Source organism: Flexivirga sp., from assembly GCF_035551235.1.
In the GTDB taxonomy this organism is placed as follows: domain Bacteria; phylum Actinomycetota; class Actinomycetes; order Actinomycetales; family Dermatophilaceae; genus Flexivirga.
In genome coordinates, this window is sequence record NZ_DASZNO010000030.1 from 170890 (window position 1) to 192346 (window position 21457).

Here is a 21457-nt window from a genome sequence, read left to right on the forward strand (position 1 = left end):
GGCGACGTCGTGAGCGGTCGGTGTCAGCCCTTGGACGGCAACTGGTCAGCACGTGAATGACGTTCAGTAGCAGTCACTTTCGGACTCCCCGACATCCCCAAAGACCCTGGCCCGAAGCCCTCCCAAATGGCCAAGCCTGCGAACCGTAGGACAGGTCAATCGGCCACCACAAGGAAATTGCACGCGCCGTCCTCGTCTGCAAGAAGCCCAGGACAACCACGTATCACGAGGGCGCTTCGGGCCCGGGTCAGGAACAGAAGAGCAATCCGTGCCGGGACTTCAGCGTCAGCACCCGGTGGACGGCCGCGCTGACCTGACCCGCGAACGTCGGACTCGACTTCATCTTGGCGAGGATGGCTGCCGCCATGGTCGGCACGTCGTGCGGCGCGCCGGTGAGGACGATGTCACCGCCGGCGGCGATGAACCGCGTCGCTCGCTGGCCGACCGGAATGTGTTGCACGGAAACGGCACTCAGCGAGTCGCTGACCACCACGCCGTGGAAACCGAGGCTCCCGCGCAGAAGCGTGGTGATCATCGGATGGGAGAACGCCGCCTGGTTGGCCGAGTCGATCTTCGGGTACCACGCGGTCGACATCATCACCATGCCGGCGCCCGCGGCGATGCCGGACTTGAAGGTCGACAGGTAGGGGTCCGTGGCGGTCATCGTGTTGTCGGTGATGCCGGTGCTGGACGTGTCGGTGTTGTTGGTGATCCGGCCCAGTCCCGGGAAGTGCTTGAGCGTCGCGATGTCGCCGCGGGAGTTCAGCCCGTGCACGACATTCGTCACCGCCCGGCTGACAACGCTTGGGGTGTAACCGTATTCGCGGTAGTAGTGACCGATCGGCCCGTTGCGGGTGCCGAGTGACTGCGGCACGGTGTCGGCGACCGGGGCCAGGTTGACGTTGACCCCGACGTCGCGCAGTTGCTGGCCGACCGTCGCGCCGGTGCTGGTCTGGTGGGACGAGGACCAGCTGCCCTGGGTCAGTGCAGTCGGCAGTGTGGTGAAACCGGTCCCCTTCAGCTGCTGGACGTAGCCGCCCTCCTGGTCGGCCGCGATGAGCAGCGGGACGTTGCCGGTCCAGGCGCCGGACGTCAGGCCCTGGTTGGCGTCCGAGGTGCGGCCGACGGTGCTGTTGCCGGTCCAGCCGCCGAGATAGACGATGTTGCCCACGTGGTCGTACTTCATCAGCGTGTGGACGTAGCTCTGGTCGTCCTTGTCCATCCCGACCATCAACAGTTGCCCGACCCGCTGCGACTGCGACAACTCGCCGTACTTCTTGGTGACACAGGCCGATCCGGTCGGACCGAATGCCGCCAGCGCCTTCCAGTTGAGCCGGTCGACGACACCCGTCGGGTTGAGATGCCGCGGTGTCTGGAAACGCTTGACCGCGGTCACGGTCGACGTGCCGAAGACGCCGTCGGCGCCCGACGACCCCACCGAGTAGCCGTGCTTGATCAACAGCTGCTGGGCGAGTTTCACGCACGCGCCGCTGGTGCCCTTGTAGAGGACCGGATGGGTGGTGCACGTCGTCGCTGCACTCACTGCGGGACCCGCGGCCTCCGACGGTTGTGCCGCGGCCAGCGACATACCGCCGGTCATCATGGCGACCGCGGTGCCGAGCACCAGCGGTCGTCCCCCGAACGTGCTCATCTTGTGACTCCCTCGGTGAGTGCTCCGCTCCGTAGGACGCCGCAGCGGCGCTGCGGGTTGGCCACCGGAACCGGTATGTCAGTCATGATGGCCCATATGCGACTGATGATCCGGTTACTGGGTATGGCGGTCGTGCTGCTCCTCGCCGCCGCGTGCTCCACCAGCGGTGACCACCCTCGGCATTCGCCGGCGTCCTCGAAGTCCCCGCCGTCTTCGGCAGCTGGCGGGCAGCCGGCCACGGCCGGTGCCGCCGCGCAACCGCAGGAGTTCCGCGGCAAGGATCCGCTGGACTTCTACCGGCCGCCGAAGCCGATGCCGGCGGTCCCGCACGGGACCCTCCTGCGTTTCGAACGCACGAGGCTCACGGTCTCGGGCGGCACGGTCTGGAAGATCATGTATGCCAGTAAGTCGTTGTCCGGCAAGCGAATTGCCGTCACCGGGATCGTTCTCGTGCCCGCCGGGAAGCCGCCGGCCGGTGGCTGGAAGCTGGTGTCCGCGGCCCACGGCACGACCGGTGTCGCGGACGACTGTGCGCCGTCCCGAGGCGACGTCGCGCTGCCCGCCGGACAGAGGACGCCATACCCGATCAGCCTGCTCAACAAGGACTACGGCGCGTTCGCCGAGGCCGGTTATCTGCGCTCCGGCTACGTCGTGTCCCTCACCGACTACGAAGGTCTCGGCACGCCCGGGATCCACCCGTATCTGGTCGGGCAGAGCGAGGCGCGCAGTGTGCTGGACGCGGCGCGTGCGGCGCGGCAACTACCCGCCGTGCCGGTGCAGCGGCGATTCGCGATCTGGGGCTACTCGCAGGGCGGGCATGCGGCCGCCTGGGCCAACGATGTCGCGGCCACCTGGACCCCCGAGCTGCACCTGGTCGGCACCGTCGCCGGCGGGCCGGTGAGCGAGATGACGCTGGTCGCCAACACGCTGGCGACGACGAAGATGGCGCCGAGCCTCTTCTTCATGATCATCGCCGGGTATGCCGCGGCATACCCGCAGTTGCACCCGTCGGACGTCCTGACGCCGGCCGGCCTTGCGATGTTGAAGCGCTTCGAGACGCATTGCAGCGCCGCCCACTCGGCTGCGTTGACGAAGACGCCGATGTCGGCCTTCGTCAAGCCCGGTTTCACCTCGGACACGGCGTGGCAGCGGGCGTTGAGTGAGAGCAACCCCGGCCAGCCGGGTCGCCCGAAAGTGTTGTCGCCGTTGCTGATCCTGCACAGTGACGTCGACGAGACCGTGCCGGCGTTCCTCAGCGACACGATGTTCAAGCGGATGTGCCGGCTCGGCTGGCATGCCGAGCGGCGGGTCTATCACAACGGCAAGACGCACGTCGGCGAGGTCCCCGACGCACTGGTCGACGGACTGCACTGGATCAACGACCGCATGGCGGGCAAGCAGGCTCCGACGAACTGCCCCACGTCCTGATCCTGGGCGTCGTCGCAGCGACATGCAGGGCACATGCAGATCCGCGTGTCATGGTGTCGCCGTGGGACTCGCATGGAAGTCTCCATGCTGAGGAACGGTCATGTACCAACTCGCAGTGGGGCTTGCCGTCGGTGCGGCGTTTCTCATCGCAGTGGGCGCCGCGCTGCAGTCGCGGTCTGCCGTCCGGGTCAGGTTCACCGATGACAGCCGGCTCGGCTTCCTGATCGTCCTGATCCGGCAGCGCCGGTGGCTGGCCGGTGCCGTGGTGAGCGTGTGTGGCGTCGGGGTGCACGTGGTGGCCCTCAGTCTCGGCCCGGTGAGCGCGATCCAGCCGGTCGGCACCGTTGGCCTGATCTTCGCGGTGGCGGCCAAGGCCGCGCTGGACCGGGCGCGACCGAGCGCGCGGGCGGTGAGCGGAGCCGTCGTCGTCATCGTCGGACTCGCTGCCTTCCTGCTCGTGCTCCCGCCCGGTGAGGGACGACCCCAGGTGCCGGCACGTGGCGCGGTCGGTATGGCGGTGATCGCCCTCGGCATCGCTGGCGTGGCGCTGGCACTGCCGCGCGAACGGGTCGGCGTGAACGTGCGTGCCGCGGCCGCAGCGACTGGTGCCGGTGCTTCGTTCGGCGTGGGGGCTGCACTGATCGGTGTGATCGGCCGACGCTTGGCCCGCAGTGTCGACACGGTGCTCGCCTGGCCGACCGTGGTGGTGATCATCCTCATGCTGGCCGGCGGGGTCGCGCAGCAGTACGCCTATGGGCTCGCGCGGTTCGCAGAGGTGTATGCCGTTGTCCTCGTTGCTGATCCGTTCACCGCCGCCTTCACCGGGGTCGTCGTCCTGAGGGATCCGATCCCGACCGCACCGCTCGATCTGGCCTGGCTCGCGGTCGCCGCAGCGCTGACGGCGGCCGGTGTCGTCGTGTTGTCGCGCGACCACCCGGCGCGTGCACGAGGGCAGGCCGGCTGATGCGTATTCTGATGGCCACCGACACCTACCCGCCGGACGTGAGCGGCAGCGCGGTCTTCGCCCGCCGGCTCGCGCGCGGCATGTCCGGGCTCGGCCACGAGGTGCACGTGGTCTGCTCGTCGGAGAACGGCCCGAACAAGTTGCTCGTCGACGACGAAGGTGTGCGGATCCATCGGCTGGCGTCGCTTCCGCTGCCGGTGCACCCACCGCTGCGGTTCGCCAGCCCCATCGGCGCACGTCGGCGGCTGCGTGACCTGCTGGCGGACATCCGGCCCGAGGTGCTGCACGCGCAGGATCACTTCACGATCGGCCGCGCGGCGATCCGCGCCGCCACCGAGTGCGGCATCCCCGTGGTTGCGACGAATCACTTCATGCCGCAGAACCTGACGCCATACCTTCCACCCCCCTGTCGTCCCCTGGTGACCCGTGCAGCGTGGGCCGACTTCCGGCGGATCTACCGCACCGCCGACCGGGTGACCGCCCCGACCCCGGCGGCGGCCGCGCTGGTGCGCCGACACGGCCTGCCACAACCGATCGAGCCGATCTCGTGCGGAGTCGACATCGACACCTTCCACCCTCCGGCCGTGCCGGGCGGCGGGCGCCGGGCCCTCGGCCTGCCCGATGCACCGACCATCGGGTATGTCGGCAGGCTCGACGCCGACAAGCACGTGATCGAGCTGATCCGGGCGATCGCCCGCCTCGCCGATCTCGGACCGGCGCAGTTGGTGCTGGTCGGCTCCGGCGCACGGCGGCACGCCCTGGAGAAGGTCGCCGCCGATGTCGGCGTGACCAACCGGGTGCACTTCCTCGGCTTCGTGCCCGATGCGCAGCTGCCCCAGGTGTATTCGGCGTTCGACGCGTTCTGCATGCCGGGGACCGCCGAGCTGCAGAGCATCGCGACACTGGAGGCGCTCGCGACCGGCCTGCCGGTGGTGCTCGCCGACGCCCTGGCCCTGCCGCACCTGGTCCAGCAGGGTGCCAACGGATTCCTCTACCCGCCCGGTGACATCGACGAACTCGCCCGGTCGCTGCGGACACTTCTGACGTGCGACCGCCGCCCGATGAGCGTGGTGAGCCGACAGATCGCCGAGCGCCATGCGGCGACCCGGACCGTGGCACGCTTCGACGAGATCTACCGTCGGCTCACCGCGATGGCGACAGCGCTCCGGGCCGCCGGCGATGCCGACGGCCCGGACCGACCGAGGTGACGAGCTCGCGGCGCTACCCGCAGTCACCCGCCGACGACCCGGCGGCGATCACCTTCTCGTTGGCGGCACGGGCACGCGCCACGTCGAGTTTCGGCACCTTCCGGTCGTAGGTCCACAACCCGTTGATCTCACCTTCGACATCGGTGATCTGGGTGTAGACGCCACCGGACAGCTGGCACGCCGCTTCCTTGGCGAGGGCGCCCTGGGTCGTCTCGAACTTCTGCGTCAGCTGCGCCGAGTCGGATGCTCCGGCGTAGTTGATGAAGCCGACGTTCCAGGAGTGCGCCGGGATCGACAGGCCCCAACCACCGTGCTCGCCGTCGATGGCGGGCCGGTTGTTCGCCACGTCGGGTTGCGGCCGCGCCGGACCGGTGTAGGTGTGCCAGTCGACGATGTTCCCGGCACCGGTGTCGGAGTTGACGCTGCCGCAGCAGTTGAAGCCGGACTCGGCGTCGACCAGCCGGCTCGGGTCATCCTTGGCGACCTGCTCGGCCGCAAGCTTCACCTCGCTGATGGCGTTGCTGACGTTGCCCCGGTCCATGCCCCAGCCCTCGTTGTAGGGCTCCCACGAGATGATCGAGGTCTCGCCCTTCAGCTCCTCGACCATCTGGTGCAGCTGTGACCTGAACTCCGTGTCCTGCGCGGGAGTCGCGCTGAACCCGGACTCCATCGAGGGCATGTCCTGCATGACCAGCATCCCGGTGGTGTCGGCGGCGTAGTACCACCGCGCCGGCTCCACCTTGATGTGCTTGCGGATCGCGTTGAAGCCGAGGTCCTTGGTCGCGGTGATGTCCCACTTGAGCGCGGCATCGGTCGGTGCGGTGTAGGCGCCATCGGGCCAGAACCCCTGGTCCAGGGTGGCGTTGACGAACGTCGGTTTCCCGTTGAGCAGGATCTTCGGCACGCCGTTGACCTTGCCGACCTCGACGGTCCGCTCGCCGAAGTAGGAACCGACCTGGTCGGTGCCCGTCGAGCCCTTCAGCGTCACTTTCGCGTGGTAGAGGAAGGGATCGTCCGGCGACCACAGGTGCGCCTTGGGCAGTGCGATCGAGAAGGGCGTGTTCGCCTTCCCGGTGCCCGTTGCCACGACGGCCGTGCCGTCATACAACCGGACGTCGACCTTGCCGTCCTTCGACGTGCTGCTGTTGACCTGCACGGTCACCGAGGCGCCGTCGGTGCTCGGGGCCTTCGGCAGCGTCGGGGTGAAGACGACCTGATCGACCTTCTGGGCGGGAGTCGGCTCCATCCAGACGCTCTGCCAGATACCGCTGCTCGCCGTGTAGAAGATCCCGCTCGGGTTCATCACCTGCTTGCCCTGCGGCTGGCTGGCTGCGCCGGTGTTGGTCACGCCGACGGTCAACTGTTGCGCTCCGCTGCTCTTCAGCGCGTCGGTGACGTCTGCACTGAACGGCAGGTAGCCACCGGTGTGCGTGGCGACCTGCTTGCCGTTGACCCAGATCGTCGCCTGGTAGTTGACCGCACCGAAGTGCAGGATCACCCGGCGACCGGCCTGCCGCCAATCGGTCGGCACGGTGAAGGAGCGTCGGTAGAACGCGTTGTCGTAGTGCTTGCGCACACCGGACAGGGTCGACTCCATCGGGTAGGGGACGACGATCTTGTCCGGCAGCTTCGCGTCCGCCGCCGGCTCCTCGGCGATGTTCGCGTCGTCACCGGTCCGGCCCTCGAACGACCAGGTGCCGTTGAGCGACTGCCACTTGTTGCGGGTCAGTTGCGGCCGCGGATACTCCGGCAACGGGTTCTTCGGGTCGACCTTCGAGGTCCACGGTGTCGTCATCGGCACGGTCGAGCTGTTGTCGACGTGTGTGTAGAACTTCGGGACGTCACTGTCATCTGCGTATGTCGCGCCGCCCTTGCCGTCATAGCTGACCGGGACGCTGCCCCACGTGTCGTAGACGGTGCCGTCCAGCGTGATCACCAGGACCTTCGAATCGGTCGGATCGACAGCGGCCGAGGTGATCGGGAAGCCGGCGGCGGACAGGTGGCTGGTCGCGGTGGAGGGCCAGGTGCCGAGTGGGTGCCCGAAGGTCAGCCGGATCGTCCTGCCGTCCTTGGCGAGCTCACCTCGCTCGACCGTCGGGGTGTAGCCGTCGGGCAGGGTGAAGGCCGAGGCCGGGACGGGCACCAGGCTCGAGGCGCCCGGCGGTTGCCAGGACAACTTCGCGAAAGCACCACCGGTCGCTTGGTAGTAGTCGGCACGGAAGGTGTGGGTGCCCGCGGTCAGATCGACCTGGCCGGGCTTGTTGACGTTCCAGTTGTTGAGCCAGTTGTCGATTACGAGCCGGCCGTCGACATACAGCCGAAAACCGTTGTCCCCGTAGTAGTTGAAGGTGTAATTGCCGGTGCTCGGGGCAGTCAGGTTGCCGGTCCACTGGATGCCGGCATCGGTGGACGTCCCGGTCAGCTCAGCGAGCGATGCGGTCAGGTCGTCGGAGTCGATGTTCGAGTCGACGATGGTTGCGCTCGGCTCTCCGCTGGGCGGGAATTCCGGTCCGGGAGTGTCGTTGGTGTTGTTGGTGTCGGGCAGCGGGTAGTAGTCGGCGCGGAGGCCGGGCGGCGGGGAGCTGGATGTCCCCGCGTGTGCGGATGGCGCAAGTGGGAGACAGAGCACGGACACCAGCGCGAGGAGCAGGACGGTGATGCCCGGCATCCTTCGTGTTCTCGGATGCCGTCGACGGGGGACAGACATGACACTCCTTCGGGGACTGGACGGGTTGTGCAGCAGCGCACTGGCGGAGCAATCACGGAGCAGTGCACACAAAAGTGAACTGTGTCACACACAAAATCGACAGTGTTCCAACAGAAGCGACCATCTTCGCAAGTTGAATAACGATTTGATAACGGGATATGGGTCCGCGATGCGGGCGCCGGAACATGCCGAAGGCCCGCCGATCGCTCGGCGGGCCTGGCAGGTGCGGCGCGGTCCGGACCGGCCGCAGCGGACCGGTGGGTCGGCTGCGGGGCGGATCAGGCGCGGGGTGTGATCGTCGGTAGGTCGTTCAGTCGGTCGGCTGCTCGACCTGCATCTCGCCCGCGGCATACCGCTCCCGCAGTCGCTTCTTGTCGAACTTGCCGACGCTGGTCTTCGGGACCTCGTCGATGATCGCCCAGCGCTCCGGCAGCTGCCAGTGAGCGACCTTGTCCGACAAGTGTTTTCGCAGATCGGCGGACGTGGTCGCCGAGCCCTCCGCGAGAACGACCGTCGCCAGTGGCCGCTCGCCCCACTTCTCGTCGGGCACGTTGACGACGCTCGCCTCGACCACGTCGGGGTGGGACATGATCTGGTTCTCCAGCTCGACCGAGCTGATCCACTCGCCGCCGGACTTGATGACGTCCTTGGACCGGTCGGTGAGCTTGAGGAACCGGTCGGCGCTGAGCGCGCCGACGTCGCCGGTGCGGAACCAGCCGTCCTCGCTGAAGCGTGACGCGCGATCGTCGATATCGGCCTGCGCGTCGTCGTCATTGGTCAGGTAGGAGCCGGTGATCCACGGGCCGCGGATCTCCAGCTCACCGACGCTGACCCCGTCGGCCAGCTGCACGGTGCCGTCCGGGCCGATGATGCGTCCCTCGAACGACGGGAGCAGCCGGCCCTGTGACGAGCGGTAGCGCCAGTATTCGTCGGTGCCCTCCTCCAGTCCGGGCGGAGGTACGGCGACAGAACCCATCGGCGAGGTCTCGGTCATACCCCACGCATGGATGATCTCCACCCCGAGCTCGTCCTGGAAACGACGGATCATCGACTCCGGCGCCGCGGAGCCACCGACGACCAGTCGTCGCACGGTCGAGGCGTCGGCCTCGGAGTGCTCGGTGAAATAGCGCAGCAGATCGGACCAGATCGTCGGCACGCCGGCGCCGCCGGTGATCTGCAGCTGCTGGATCATCGTGGCGAGCGGCTCTGCCTGCAGGTAGCGCCCGGGCATGATCAGCGAGGCGCCGGAAAGCATTGCCATGTAAGGGAATCCCCACGCATTCGCGTGGAAGAGCGGGACCACGACCAGTAGACGGTCGGCTGCCGACCACTGGAAGGTGCCCGCGCCCGCGAGCGCGTGCACGTAGTTGGAGCGGTGCGAGTAGGCAACACCCTTGGGGTTGCCGGTCGTGCCCGAGGTGTAGCAGAGCGAGGACGCGTCGTTCTCGTCCATGTCCGTCACCCACTCGTAGCTCGTGGGTTGGTCGGCCAGCAGGCTCGTCCAGTCGTGCACCTGCGCGTGCTGAACCAGCTTGTCCCGCAACGCATCCGGGATGGCGCCGTTGACGATGACGTGCTGCACCGCCGGCAGGTGGGGCAGCAGTTTGGCGAAGGGCTCGGCGAGCGTGTCATCGACGATGACGACCTGGCTGCCGCCGTGGTTGGTGACGTAGAGCAGTTGCTCGGGGAAGAGCCGGATGTTGAGGGCGTGCAGGACCGCACCCATCGAGGGCACGGCGAGGTATGCCGCCAGATGCTCGGCGTTGTTCCACATGAACGTGCCGACCCGTTGATCACCGTCGATCCCGAGGCCGCGCAACGCATTTGCGAGCTGCGCGCAGGTCTGGCCGAGCTCGCCATACGTCGTGGTGCGGGGGCCGTTCTCGGTCCAGGTGATCACCTCGCTCTGCGCGTACGCGGTGGTGCCGAACTCCAGCAGTGTGGAGATGAGCAGCGGGGTCTCCTGCATGGTGCTCTTCATGGCTGCAGCCTGTCACTTGGCGGCCGCCTGCGGGAGGACCCGACCGGAATGTTCCCGGATATCGGCCCTCCCGCGGCCGTACTCACCGGCAGAAGAGCAACCCGTGCGCCGCCTTCAGCGCAAGGATCCGGTGGATCGCGTAGTTCACCTGCCATGCGAAGGTCGAGCTCGTGCGGACGCGTGCCCCGATCGCGCTCAGCATGGTCGGCACCTCGCTCGTCGACCCGGTGAGCACCATGTCACCGCCGGCCGAGATGAACCGGACGGCCCGGTCGCCGACCGGAACCCGTTGCACCGCAACGGCACTCATCGAGTCGCTGACCACGACCCCCTTGAAGCCGAGGTTGTGTCGCAGGATCGTCGTGATGATCCGAAACGAGAACGGCGCCTGGTTGACGGAGTCGATCTTCGGATACCAGGCGAGCCCGACCATCACCATGCCGGCGCCCGCGTTGACTCCCGCCTGGAACGGCGACAGGTAGGGATCGGTGGACGTCATCGTGTTGTCGGTGATGCCGGTGCTCGAGGTGTCGGTGTTGTTGAGGATCCGGCCGATGCCCGGGAAGTGCTTGAGCGTCGCGACCTCGCGGCGGGAGTTCAGCCCGTGCACCACGTTGGTCACCGCGCGCGTGACAACGCTTGGGGTGTAACCGTATTCGCGGTAGTAGTGACCGATCGGCCCGTTGCGGGTGCCCAGTGACTGCGGCACCGTGTCCGTCACCGGGGCGAGGTTGGCCCCCACGCCGACATTGCGCAGTTGCTGCCCGACCGTGGCCGCGGTGCTGTACTGCTGGGATGACGACCAGGTCCCCTGGGTGAGCGCCGTCGGCAGCCTGGTGAACCCCGTCCCGGTGAGCTGCTGCACGTAGCCGCCCTCCTGGTCGGCGCCGATCAGCATCGCGACGCCGTCGGTCGCGGAGTTCGACGTACGACGCTGCAGCCCGTCCGAGGTCCGGCCGACCGTGCCGTCACCGCTCCAGCCGCCGAGATAGACGATGTTGCCGACGTGATAGTTGGCGATGAGTCCGTGGACGGTCGACTGGTTGCCGCTCGTCATACCGACCATGATCAGCTGGCCGAGCCGCTGCGGCACGGTCATCTCGTTGTAGGTCTCGGTGACGCAGGCCGAGCCGGCCGCGCCGAAGCGGAGCAGCGCCTTCCAGGTCAGGTCGTCGACGACGCCGGTGGAGTTCAGCAGCCGCGCGGACTGGAACCGCTCGACCGCGGACCGGGTCGCGGAGCCGAAGATGCCGTCGGCACCGGACGAACCCACCGAATAGCCGTGCTTGATCAGCAGCTGCTGCGCGAGTTTCACACAGCTGCCGGTCATGCCGTAATAGATGACCGGGTATGACGGACAACTCGCCAGCGTCGCCGCGGCCGGAGCAGCCGCGTGTGACGGCGCGGCGGCCGCGATCGACATACCCGCTGTTGCAATGGCGAACGTCGTGCCGAGCACCAGCGGTCGCCCCCTGAAAATATTCATCATGAGACCCCTCCAAGCGTGTCCACTTACTAGACGCCCATAGGAGCTGGTCGGTTGTCAAGGAACACGTGCAACAAGGCGGTCCGGTCGCCGGATCGCGGCTTCAGGGCGTGTCGGCGCCGGGAACGGCTCGTCGATCAATACCGTCGCAGTAGGCGAAAGTTCGCTGCTCAACAAGGGGTGACCCGAAGTGGATGACATCACGCACAACTGTCCGCGTTGTCATGAGATAACCCGCGATCCCGATGATCACGAATGCGGGGTCAATCCGGTCGGCGGCCTGCCGGCCAACCAACCGCACAAGGCGCCGGAGCCGGCCTACGCGTCGGGTTGCGCCGGTGAGGCCGATCACCGCCTGGCCTCCTGAACCTCCCGCCGGCGTCCCCGGAGGATCCTGTCCGACTGCTGTCAGCGGCCGGCGAGGCGCAGTACTAGCGTGACCACATCGCCGAGCCGGAGGATCCCATGACGCTGACAGATGATGCGCCGCAGGCCAGCGTCGCCGAGCTGGTCAAGACCCGGATGGGCGATCTGCCCGCCGCGGAGCGCAAGGTGGGGCGCGCCCTGCTGGCCGGCTACCCGGCCGCCGGGCTCGGCACCGCCCAGCGACTGGCCGAACTCGCCGGCGCGAGTGCCCCGACCGTCGTACGTTTCGTGGCCCGGCTCGGCTTCGACGGCTATCGCGGTTTCCAGGACGCGCTGCGCGACGAGGTGCAGGGTGCGCGCACGGCCTCGCCGCTGACGCTCCCGCAACGAGCGTCCGGTGACGACCTGGGCGCCGTCTCCGCTCGCGTCCTCAGTAGCGCGGTCGAGGAGTCGCTCACCGCCGTGCCCGACAGCGAAATCCGGCGGGCTCTCGACCTGCTGGCCGACGTCCGCTCGCGCATCACCTGTGTCGGCGGCCGCTACTCCCACGTGCTGGCGACGTACTTCGACCTGCACCTGCGGCAGTTGCGGCCCGGGACGAGCGCCACGACGTATGCCGACATCCTTCGCGCCGCCCCGCTGTTGGACCTCGGGCGGCGAAACACGTTGGTGCTCTTCGATGTTCGCCGCTATCAACGCGATGCGGTCGAGCTGTCGACCCGGGCTCACGAGCAGGGTGCGCGGATCGTGCTGATCACCGATCCCTGGCTCTCGCCGGTGGCCGAGGTCGCCGACGTGGTGCTGAGCGTCCAGGTCGAGGGGCCGAGCCCGTTCGACAGTCAGGTGCCGGCGACCGCCCTGGTGGAGATGCTGGTGGCCGGCCTGCTCGAGCGTCTCGGACCGAGCGCCGCGGAGCGCATGCGTCGGGTCGACGAGCTCGCACGCGGCACCACCATCGAGTGATCTATTTCACGTCTACCTATTGACGCGGCAGCTGAAATGGATATTTCATGTACGTCAGTCGCCACGCGAACTGCGTGGTCACCGACGTAGGAGCAGCAGATGGCCGCACGGACTCCCCGCAAGTTGCGTCTCTGGGAGGCGCTCGCCCTGTCCGTCGGCCTGATGGGCCCGACGCTCGCGATGGGCCTCAACGGTCCCGGCGTCGCCGCCACCGCGGGCAAGGCCGTCCCGCTCGTCTTCCTGCTCGGTCTCGCCGGGGTCGGCCTGGTCGGCTACGGGTTCTGGCGGCTCACCCAGCACTTCAACCACGCGGGCTCGGTCTATGCGCTCGCCGGCGCGACGATCGGGCCCCGTGCCGGGTTCTTCGGCGGCTTCGCCCTGTTGGGCACCTACCTGTTCTTCCTGGTCTGCACGCAGGCCGCGACCGCGGTCTTCGCGAACGCGTTCCTCAACGAGTTGGGCATCCACCACACCGGCGCCTGGATCGCCTACGCCCTGCTGGCGGCGGTCGGTTGCGCGGTCCTGAACGTGCGCGACACCCGCTTCACCGCGCGGACCCTGCTGCTCATCGAAGGCATCGGGATCATCGCCATGCTGGTGCTGGCCGCCGTCGTCGTCGGCGGTGCCGGGCTCGGTATCGGGCACCACACCGCCTCGGGCGGAGCCCCGTCGATCGACCTGTCGACCTTCACACCGGGCGGCACCACGATGAGCGCCGTCATGACCGCGACGGTCTTCGCGTTCCTCTCCTGGGCCGGCTTCGAGGCCTGCGCCTCCCTCGGTGAGGAGACCGACAACCCGCGACGCAACATCCCGCGTGCCCTGGTCGGCAGCGTCATACTCACCGGAATCCTCTACGTGCTGCTGATGTTCACCCAGACCATCGGCTTCGGCACCGACACCAAGGGCATCGCCGCGTTCGCCGGTGCCGAGTCACCGATGTCGACGCTGTCGCAGCGGTATGTCGGCACCTGGTTCTCGCTCATCGTCGCGTTCACCGCGGTCGCCTCCGCCTTCGCCAGCTCGCTGTCCTCCTCGGCGGCGGCCAGTCGGATGGTCTTCGCCCTGGCTCGCGACGGCTTCGGGCCCAAGGCCATGGCGAAGGTCGACCCCGACACCGGCGCCCCACGGACCGCGCTGTTCTCCGTCGTCGCGGTCACCACCGTCGCCGACGTCGCCCTCTGGGCGGGCGGAGCCGGCGCCTTCGACAGCTACTACTGGTTCGCGACGCTCGGTGTGCTGTGCGTGCTCGTCGCGTATGCCGTGGCCGCCGCCGGCGTCATCAAGTTCACCTTCTCCGGCCGGGGCAACATCCCGCGCTGGGAGACGATCATCCCGACCGCCGGGATCGCCTACCTCGCCTTCGTCTTCTACAAGCAGTCGACCGGGCAGACCGCGCCATACACCTACTTCCCCTGGATCGCCGGCGCCTGGTGCGTCATCGGCGTGCTGGTCATCCTGTGCGCTCCGCGGCTCGCGGCCCAGATCGGAGCCCGGCTGACCGGCGAGCTCGCCGGCTCCGACTCCGACGTCGAGGCTTCCTCGCAGGGCTCAGCCGAAGCGGACGCCGCGGCGAAGGTGCAGGGTTCGTGACGGGACTCTACGAACGCGACGGCCGGGTCATCGCGGCGGCGCAGCGGCTTCGCTTCTTCCCGCTCGCGCCGGTCGCCGGATGCGGTGCCCGGCTGCGCGAGGCCGACGGGCGCGAGCTCATCGACCTCTCCGGTGCCTGGGGTGCGGCCGCCGTCGGATACGGACACTCCGCTGTCGCCGCGGCCGTTGCCGGTGCGGTGCGCACCATGCCCGGCGCGAGCCTGCTGTCCGGCACCAACCCGGAGGCGGTCGCTCTCGCGGAGGAACTCGTCGCACTCCTGCCACAGATCCCGGATGCCCGGGTCTACCTCGGGCACAGCGGTTCGGACGCGAATGCCGCTGCGCTGCGCAGCATTCGGGCCGCGACCGACCGGACCCGGATCCTCGCGTTCGACGGTTCCTACCACGGCGGCCTCGGCCCGGCGCAGGAAGTTTCCGGTGTCTGGATCGACGGCGGGACGGCGCCCGCAGCAGACCTGACGATGATCCCCTACCTGTCGCTGGACGCGGCCGAGGCCGAGCTCGGCAAGGGCGACGTCGCCGCGGTGCTGGTCGAGCCGATCCTCAGCGACGGCGGTCTCGTCATACCTCCTGACGGGCAGTTGCGCCGGCTCGCCGACCTGACCCACGAGCACGGTGCGTGGCTGCTGGTCGACGAGGTCAAGGTCGGCCTCGGCCGCACCGGCTGGCTGCACGCCTTCGAGGCCGAGGGTGTCGTGCCCGACGTCGTGACGTTCGGCAAGGCGCTCGGTGGGGGACTGCCGCTGTCGGCGGCGGTCGGCCGCGCCGAGATCATGGACGCCGCCGAGGGATCCTCGCTGTTGACCACCGCGGGCAACCCGGTCTGCGCCGCCGCCGGCCGCGCCGTACTCCACACGCTGGCGGCCGAGGGTCTGGTCGAGCGGTCGGCCGTGCTCGGCCACGTGCTGTCCGATCATCTCGCCGAGTTGTCCGACCGCCATGAGTCCGTGAGCGACACCCGGTCGCGCGGGCTGTGCGCCGGCATCGAACTCGACAGCGCGATCACGGCGGCGAAGGTCGTCCACCGCGCCCACGAGCTCGGTGCCGTCGTCTACTACGTCGGCACCGGCTCCAACGTGCTCGAACTGACGCCCCCACTGGTCATCTCCGCCCAGGACCTGGCCCGGGGCATCGACATACTCGACGCGGCACTCGCCGACGTCGCCGACGGACTGGTGCACGATGAGGTCGTCACCGCTTATCGAGGTTGGTGAACCCAATGTCCAGAGCTTCCACGGTTTTCGTCGCGACCTGCGACCTCGCCGGGCTGACACGCGGGCGTGCAGTGCCCGGCTCCGAGCACGACCCGGTGCTGCGCAAGGGCGTCGGCTGGGTGCCGGCCGACCTCGCCCTCACCGCCTTCGGTGACATCGCCGAGGACAACCCGTTCGGCTCGGTCGGCGACCTGCGGCTGCTGCCGGACCCGACGACCCGGGTGGAGATCCCGGCCACCGCGGAGATACCCGGCGTGCACATCTACCTGGCCGACCAGGTCCAGCTGGACGGCACGCCGTGGGATTGCGATCCGCGCTCGTTCGCCCGCCAGGCGCTCGCCGACCTGCGGGAGCAGGCGGGCCTGGAGGTCATCGCTTCGTTCGAGCACGAGTTCATGCTCGAGGGGCTGCCACGCACCGCGCCGTTCTCCTTCGAACGCTTCCGCAGTGCGGAGCCGTTCGGCTCGCAGCTGATCGACCTGCTCGACCGCGCGGGCCTGGAGCCGGAGACCTGGCTGCCGGAGTATGGCGAGGACCAGTTCGAGATCACCGTGAGCCCGACCAATGCGCTGATCGCCGCGGACCGGGCGGTGCTGCTGAAGGAACTGGTGCGCGAGACCGCCCGCCGCAACGGCCGCCGGGCGACCTTCGCGCCGTTGGTCGACCCGGACGGCAGCGGCAACGGGGTGCACGTGCACCTGTCGTTCAAGGACATCCGGACCGGGCTGCCGGTGCTGCTCGACCCGGCCGCGCCCGGGCGGCTGTCCTCGGTCGGAGCGCGGTTCGCCCGCGGGCTGCTCGCCCATGCCGGTGCCCTCACCGCGATCACCGCGCCGAGCCCGGTGTCGTTCCTGCGGTTGACCCCGCACCGTTGGAGCGCCGGCGGCGCCTTCCTCGCCGAGCGCAACCGTGAGGCGCTGGTCCGGATCTGCCCGACCTCCACCATCGGCGGTGCCGATCCGGCGCACCAGCTGAACCTCGAATACCGCGCGGCCGACGCGGCGGCGAACCCGTGGCTCACGCTCGGTGCTCTGGTCCGCGCCGGCCTCGACGGCCTCACCCAGGACGGTGAGCAGCCGGAGGTCTGGCCGGAGGACGCCACCGAGGAGCAGCTGGCCGCGGTGCCCGCGCTGCCCTCCGACCTGGCCACCGCGCTGGACACCCTGGAGAAGGACGACGTCGCGTCCGGGTGGTTCGCGCCGGATCTGCTGCGCACGCACCTGGCGGTGAAGCGCACCGAGCTGGCGCTGGTCGACGGCCTGGACGACGCCGAGCTGTGCCGGAAGGTCGCCGATGTCTATTGAGCTGCACGACCTGCACGACGCGATCGCGGGCATCGGCCTCGTCGATCACCACGTGCACGGCTCGCTGCGGGGTGCCTGCCGGCGCGACCAGTTCGAGTCGCTGATCACCGAGTCCGACCGGCCGGTCCCGGCGTGGATGACGCAGTTCGACTCACAGGTCGGTTTCGCGATCCGGCGGCACTGCGCGCCGGTGCTCGGGCTCGCCCCGAACGTCGAAGCCGACAGCTACTGGTCGGCGCGCGAAGCGTTCACCGCGGACGAGCTGACCAGTCGGTTCCTGGGGTCAAGCGGAGTCGCGCACTGGCTGATGGAGACCGGCTACCGCGGTGACGAGATCCTGACGAATGACGAGCTGACCGGCCTGCTGAGCAGCCCCGTGTCGGAGGTCGTCCGCCTCGAGTCGGTGCTGGAGTCTGTCGCGCCGACGAGCACCGCGGCCGGCCTACGGGCCGACTTCTGCGAGGAGCTCGCCCGACGCACCGCCACGGCCGTCGGTCTCAAGAGCATCGTCGCCTACCGCTACGGGTTCGACTTCGACCCGACGCCGCCGAGCGACCAGGAGGTCACCGATGCCGCGGGTCGCTGGCTGCGCGAGTGCGAGGCGGGCGACGCCCGGGTCGCCGATCCGGTGCTGCTGCGGATGCTGCTCTGGGAGGCGACCGAGACCGGGCTGCCCCTCCAGCTGCATGCGGGGTATGGCGACCCCGACGTGGAGCTGCACCGGTGCGACCCGCTGCTGCTGACCCGCTGGCTGAAGGCCGTCGAGCCCACCGGGATGGACGTGCTGCTGCTGCACTGCTACCCCTTCCACCGCAACGCCGGCTACCTCGCACAGGTCTTCCCGCACGTCTACTTCGACGTCGGCCTGGCCATCAATTACACCGGCGCACGATCGGCGCAGGTGATCGCCGAGAGCCTGGAGCTCGCGCCATTCGCGAAGATCCTCTACTCCTCCGACGCGTGGGGCCCGCCCGAACTGCACTACCTCGGCGCGACCCTCTGGCGACAGGGCATGGAGACCGTTCTCGGCGGTTTCGTCGACAGGGGCGAGTGGGCGGCGGATGATGCGATGAGAGTGGCTTGGATGGTCGGACGGGAGAACGCGCAGCGTGTTTATGGGGTGCGTCAATAATGTGTGATGCCAAGCGAATTCACGCTGCCCTGCACGATGAGCTTCCTGCCGCCCGGCGGCTGCGCCGGCGGTTGCACGCGCAGCCCGACTTGTCCGGGCAGGAGTCGGCGACCCTCGCGACGGTCCTGGACGCGCTGCCGGCCGAGTTGCGCTCGATCCCGGTGGCAGACACCGGTGCGACGGTGCGGATCGGCGGGCCGGGACCCGCTGTGCTGCTGCGCGCCGAGATGGATGCGCTGCCCGTCCACGAAGCGACCGGTGTCGACTGGGCGAGCACCCGGCCCGGGGTGATGCACGCCTGCGGGCACGACGTGCACGTGGCCGCTGCGGTCGCGGTCAGCCGGGCACTGCACCGTATGGCGGCGCCGGTCCCGCTGCTCCTGGCCCTGCAGCCCCGAGAGGAGTCGTATCCCTCCGGCGCGCTGGACATCGTGCGCAGCGGTCGGCTGGCCGACGAGGAGGTTGCCGCGGCTGTCGCGGCCCACCTGCAACCCGCCCTCGCACCCGGCGTCGTCGCCTGCGTCGAGGGCGGTGTCAACGCGTCGTCCGACGAGTTCGAGGTGCGCGTGGAGGGCGAGACCGGGCATGCGGCATACCCGCACCTCACCGCCGATCCCGTGCTCGCGCTGGCCCAGGTGGTGGTCGCCCTGCAGAGCGTGGTCAGCCGGTCGGTCGATCCGATGACCCCGGCTGTGGTCGGTGTGTCGTCGATCCAGGCCGGCAGCGCGGCGAACGTCGTACCCGGCACGGCGCGTGCGCTGGGATCGTTGCGGGCACTGTCGACGCACACCCGTCGGGTCCTGCACGAGCGGGTGGTCGAGGTGGCGACCGCCGTCGCATCCGCGCACGGGTGCACGGCGCAGGTGACCTTCACCGACGGCGAACCCGTGCTGACGAACGACGCGGCGCTCACCAGAAGCACCGCCGCCCGGCTCGCCGCCGACGGGCTGGAGGTCTGCGACACGTTGCGCACCCTCGGCGCCGACGACTTCTCCTACTTCAGCGAGAGCGTCCCGTCGGTGATGACCTTCGTCGGGTGCGAGACCGACCGGCCGTTGCACGGCGACGCGTTCCTGCCGAGCGACGCGGATGTCGATCGAGTGGCACGCGCGATGCTCGCGGCATACCTGGGCGCCGTCGACCTGCTGACCGAGCGACCGCGCGACGTCGAGCTCGTCCCACCGGGCACACAGACCAACTTCAGTTGATGGAAAGGACCACCATGTCGACACATTCGCAGACCGAGCGCGAGGCGACCGCTGCATCGGACGCGCCCAACCGGAAGAACACCGCCGCGATCGAGGTCGACGAGACCTACGTCGCGCACAACTACCACCCGCTGCCGGTCGTGGTCGCCGAGGCGTCCGGTGCGTGGGTGACCGACCTGGACGGGAACCGTTACCTGGACTGCCTGGCCGGCTACTCCGCCCTGAATTTCGGGCACGGCCACCCGAAGCTGCTGGCGGCCGCGCACGCACAACTGGACCGCGTGACGCTGACCAGCAGGGCGTTCCACAACGCCGAGCTCGGCCCGTTCTGCGCGGCGCTCGCTGCGTTGGCCGGCAAGGACTTGGTGCTGCCGATGAACACCGGCGCCGAGGCCGTCGAGACCGCGATCAAGGTGTCCCGCAAGTGGGCGTATGACGTCAAGGGCGTGCCTGCCGATCAGGCGAATATCGTTGTCGCACAAGGGAATTTCCACGGACGGACCACCACGATCGTCGGGTTCTCGGACGACCCGGATGCCCGCGACGGGTTCGGCCCCTTCACTCCCGGCTTCCGCTCCGTCCCGTATGGCGACCTCGCCGCCCTGGAGGCGGCGATCGACGACAACACGGCCGCCGTGCTGATGGAGCCGATCCAGGGTGAGGGCGGTGTCATCGTGCCGCCGGAGGGCTTCCTGCGGGACGTTCGGGAGTTGACGACGAAGCGGCGAGTCCTGTTCGTAGCGGACGAGATCCAGTCCGGCTTGGGCCGCACCGGCACGACGTTCGCGTGCGACCTCGAGGACGTCGTGCCCGACATCTACATCCTCGGCAAGGCACTCGGTGGTGGCATCGTCCCGGTGTCGGCGATCGTCGCGAACCACGACGTGCTCGACGTCATACATCCGGGCAATCATGGTTCCACCTTCGGCGGCAATCCGCTGGCCGCTGCGGTCGGTCACGCGGTGGTCGACCTGCTCGCGACGGGGGAGTACCAGCAGCGTGCTGCTCGTCTCGGGGCGCGGCTCGATGATGGCCTGCGCGCGTTGATCGGCCGCGGGGTCTGCGCCGTGCGCACCCGCGGCCTGTGGGCCGGCGTCGACGTCGATCCGGCACTGATGACTGGTCGCGAGTTGTGCGAGAAGCTTGCCGCCAGAGGGGTTTTGGCGAAGGAGACGCACGGCTCCACGGTCCGGCTGGCGCCGCCGATCATCATCGACGAGGACGACCTGGACCGGTTGCTCGACGCGATCACTGCAGTCGTCACCGGCGGGTGAACACCCCGCGCTGAACGCTGAGAACACCCGTGCTCAGTGCTCCAGCGAAGTTCAGCACGCGCGTCACGCCGTCGGTGAGCAGCGCGGGCAGCGTGGCGGTGGTGTCGGCCGCCGCCATACGTGTGCCCAGCTCCTGGAACCGCGGAGGGCGGGGACTGGAAAGCATCTCCCGCGACGCTTCTGGCGAAGTCAACCGATGGACCAACCTCGACAAGAAACGGAGGCTACAGTACCCGTACACGCCCGGTGATATGAGGGCCAGACAATAGTGGTTAGGAGAATACGCTCGGATAGTAGAAGTACGATTTGGCCCTCGGCGACACCCGAAGAGAGATCAATTGATGGGCGAAGACGGTCTGTTCAGTAGGCTGCGGTCAGCGGTTAAGAGTGAGCTTGCCGGATCCGATTACAAGATTCATGGTCGAGGCTCTTTTATCCGGAGATTCGGTGACGGCGGCGGCGAATCGGTCCTTCGAATAGATGGCAGCAAACACGGTGGCGGACCATACCAGGTGGCCTGGGGGATAGTAATTCCTGTCATGGTTTCCCCGCTTTGGATGGTGAAGTATTCCGCAGGGCAGCCCGGTCTTGGATGCATGTTCGGTGGTCCCATAAATCTATCGGCGCTACCAGAGTCTCACCGCGTACTTGTTGGTGATGAAATAACCCATGGCAACGCCGATAAGATTATTACCGCACAGACCCGTGCCGCTATCGGGCGCATGATGCACATAAACTCTGTCGGCTCGTTGATCGAGGAAATTGTCAGATCGGACGCGAACTCGTATTTCTTCCCGTTTGATAATTGGAAGGATGTTGTCATAAAAGCGCTGCGGGTCTTGCGGGAGCCGCAACTAATTGATGAGTATTCGGAAGACCCGGGATGGAAGGCAATGTCTCCTCGCACGCGGCGAGTCATAGAGGAGGCGGCCGATATCGCGAAACGCGGCGTGTGAT

16 protein-coding genes are annotated in these 21457 nt (G+C 68.3%); 11 read left to right on the top strand and 5 right to left on the bottom strand.

Features of this window, described 5'->3' with window-relative positions; all coding sequences use genetic code 11:
* Nucleotides 1–247: 247 nt before the first annotated feature.
* Nucleotides 248–1651, bottom strand: a complete 1404-nt coding sequence (locus tag VG502_RS10980; protein ID WP_325550087.1) for a glycoside hydrolase family 3 N-terminal domain-containing protein — start codon at nt 1649–1651, stop codon at nt 248–250.
* Nucleotides 1652–1747: 96 nt separating this feature from the next.
* Between VG502_RS10980 and VG502_RS10985 the strand changes: the two genes are divergently transcribed.
* The 3 genes from VG502_RS10985 (at nt 1748) to VG502_RS10995 (ending at nt 5251) form a co-directional block, all read left to right on the top strand.
* A complete protein-coding gene (locus VG502_RS10985; protein WP_325550088.1) occupies nt 1748–3079 on the top strand; it encodes a lipase family protein in 1332 nt (443 codons plus the stop codon).
* A 100-nt stretch (nt 3080–3179) separates the two neighbouring features.
* Nucleotides 3180–4043: a DMT family transporter gene (locus tag VG502_RS10990; protein ID WP_325550089.1), complete on the top strand. Its 864-nt coding sequence runs from the start codon at nt 3180–3182 to the stop codon at nt 4041–4043.
* Complete coding sequence (locus VG502_RS10995; protein ID WP_325550090.1) at nt 4043–5251, top strand: glycosyltransferase; 1209 nt, start codon at nt 4043–4045, stop codon at nt 5249–5251. The genes VG502_RS10990 and VG502_RS10995 overlap by 1 nt, the downstream gene beginning before the upstream one ends.
* Before the next feature lie 13 nt (nt 5252–5264).
* Here VG502_RS10995 and VG502_RS11000 read toward each other — a convergent pair whose 3' ends face one another.
* The 3 genes from VG502_RS11000 to VG502_RS11010 form a co-directional block, all read right to left on the bottom strand.
* A complete protein-coding gene (locus VG502_RS11000; protein ID WP_325550091.1) occupies nt 5265–7919 on the bottom strand; it encodes a PA14 domain-containing protein in 2655 nt (884 codons plus the stop codon).
* Between the two features lie 349 nt (nt 7920–8268).
* Nucleotides 8269–9939: a long-chain fatty acid--CoA ligase gene (locus VG502_RS11005; RefSeq protein WP_325550092.1), complete on the bottom strand. Its 1671-nt coding sequence runs from the start codon at nt 9937–9939 to the stop codon at nt 8269–8271.
* An 82-nt stretch (nt 9940–10021) separates the two neighbouring features.
* Nucleotides 10022–11428, bottom strand: a complete 1407-nt coding sequence (locus VG502_RS11010) for a glycoside hydrolase family 3 N-terminal domain-containing protein (protein ID WP_325550093.1) — start codon at nt 11426–11428, stop codon at nt 10022–10024.
* Between the two features lie 462 nt (nt 11429–11890).
* On the opposite strand from VG502_RS11010, the gene VG502_RS11015 reads away from it, so the two are divergent.
* From VG502_RS11015 to rocD, 7 genes are all read left to right on the top strand, one after another.
* Entirely contained in the window at nt 11891–12754 is an 864-nt protein-coding gene (locus VG502_RS11015) for a MurR/RpiR family transcriptional regulator (RefSeq protein ID WP_325550094.1), read from the top strand.
* Nucleotides 12755–12853: 99 nt separating this feature from the next.
* Nucleotides 12854–14347 (top strand): APC family permease, encoded by a 1494-nt coding sequence (locus VG502_RS11020; RefSeq protein WP_325550095.1) that lies wholly within the window; start codon nt 12854–12856, stop codon nt 14345–14347.
* Entirely contained in the window at nt 14344–15582 is a 1239-nt protein-coding gene (locus tag VG502_RS11025) for an aspartate aminotransferase family protein (RefSeq protein ID WP_325550096.1), read from the top strand. Before VG502_RS11020 ends, VG502_RS11025 begins: the two co-directional genes overlap by 4 nt.
* A gap of 5 nt (nt 15583–15587) precedes the next feature.
* Nucleotides 15588–16886 carry a glutamine synthetase family protein gene (locus tag VG502_RS11030; protein ID WP_325550097.1) on the top strand — a complete coding sequence of 433 codons (1299 nt, stop codon included), beginning with the start codon at nt 15588–15590 and terminating at the stop codon, nt 16884–16886.
* Nucleotides 16876–18018 carry an amidohydrolase family protein gene (locus VG502_RS11035; protein ID WP_325550098.1) on the top strand — a complete coding sequence of 381 codons (1143 nt, stop codon included), beginning with the start codon at nt 16876–16878 and terminating at the stop codon, nt 18016–18018. The genes VG502_RS11030 and VG502_RS11035 overlap by 11 nt, the downstream gene beginning before the upstream one ends.
* Nucleotides 18018–19226: a M20 metallopeptidase family protein gene (locus VG502_RS11040; RefSeq protein WP_325550099.1), complete on the top strand. Its 1209-nt coding sequence runs from the start codon at nt 18018–18020 to the stop codon at nt 19224–19226. The genes VG502_RS11035 and VG502_RS11040 overlap by 1 nt, the downstream gene beginning before the upstream one ends.
* Before the next feature lie 14 nt (nt 19227–19240).
* A complete protein-coding gene (rocD, locus tag VG502_RS11045) occupies nt 19241–20500 on the top strand; it encodes an ornithine--oxo-acid transaminase (protein WP_325550100.1) in 1260 nt (419 codons plus the stop codon).
* Here rocD and VG502_RS11050 read toward each other — a convergent pair.
* Nucleotides 20487–20666, bottom strand: coding sequence for a hypothetical protein (locus tag VG502_RS11050; protein ID WP_325550101.1), 180 nt, complete (start codon nt 20664–20666; stop codon nt 20487–20489). The genes rocD and VG502_RS11050 overlap by 14 nt on opposite strands.
* 373 nt (nt 20667–21039) lie before the next feature.
* On the opposite strand from VG502_RS11050, the gene VG502_RS11055 reads away from it, so the two are divergent.
* Nucleotides 21040–21456: a hypothetical protein gene (locus tag VG502_RS11055; RefSeq protein ID WP_325550102.1), complete on the top strand. Its 417-nt coding sequence runs from the start codon at nt 21040–21042 to the stop codon at nt 21454–21456.
* Nucleotide 21457: the final 1 nt, after the last annotated feature.

Bases quoted from the DNA above. Each gene is read 5' to 3' on its own strand.
- VG502_RS11040 (WP_325550099.1), top strand. From the start codon at position 18,018: ATGTGTGATGCCAAGCGAATTCACGCTGCCCTGCACGATGAGCTTCCT.
- VG502_RS11030 (WP_325550097.1), top strand. From the start codon at position 15,588: ATGTCCAGAGCTTCCACGGTTTTCGTCGCGACCTGCGACCTCGCCGGG.
- VG502_RS11035 (WP_325550098.1), top strand. From the start codon at position 16,876: ATGTCTATTGAGCTGCACGACCTGCACGACGCGATCGCGGGCATCGGC.
- VG502_RS11050 (WP_325550101.1), bottom strand. From the start codon at position 20,666: ATGCTTTCCAGTCCCCGCCCTCCGCGGTTCCAGGAGCTGGGCACACGT.
- VG502_RS11000 (WP_325550091.1), bottom strand. From the start codon at position 7,919: ATGCCGGGCATCACCGTCCTGCTCCTCGCGCTGGTGTCCGTGCTCTGT.
- VG502_RS11020 (WP_325550095.1), top strand. From the start codon at position 12,854: ATGGCCGCACGGACTCCCCGCAAGTTGCGTCTCTGGGAGGCGCTCGCC.
- VG502_RS11015 (WP_325550094.1), top strand. From the start codon at position 11,891: ATGACGCTGACAGATGATGCGCCGCAGGCCAGCGTCGCCGAGCTGGTC.
- VG502_RS10985 (WP_325550088.1), top strand. From the start codon at position 1,748: ATGCGACTGATGATCCGGTTACTGGGTATGGCGGTCGTGCTGCTCCTC.
- VG502_RS10990 (WP_325550089.1), top strand. From the start codon at position 3,180: ATGTACCAACTCGCAGTGGGGCTTGCCGTCGGTGCGGCGTTTCTCATC.
- VG502_RS11055 (WP_325550102.1), top strand. From the start codon at position 21,040: ATGGTTTCCCCGCTTTGGATGGTGAAGTATTCCGCAGGGCAGCCCGGT.
- VG502_RS11010 (WP_325550093.1), bottom strand. From the start codon at position 11,428: ATGATGAATATTTTCAGGGGGCGACCGCTGGTGCTCGGCACGACGTTC.
- rocD (WP_325550100.1), top strand. From the start codon at position 19,241: ATGTCGACACATTCGCAGACCGAGCGCGAGGCGACCGCTGCATCGGAC.
- VG502_RS11005 (WP_325550092.1), bottom strand. From the start codon at position 9,939: ATGAAGAGCACCATGCAGGAGACCCCGCTGCTCATCTCCACACTGCTG.
- VG502_RS10995 (WP_325550090.1), top strand. From the start codon at position 4,043: ATGCGTATTCTGATGGCCACCGACACCTACCCGCCGGACGTGAGCGGC.
- VG502_RS10980 (WP_325550087.1), bottom strand. From the start codon at position 1,651: ATGAGCACGTTCGGGGGACGACCGCTGGTGCTCGGCACCGCGGTCGCC.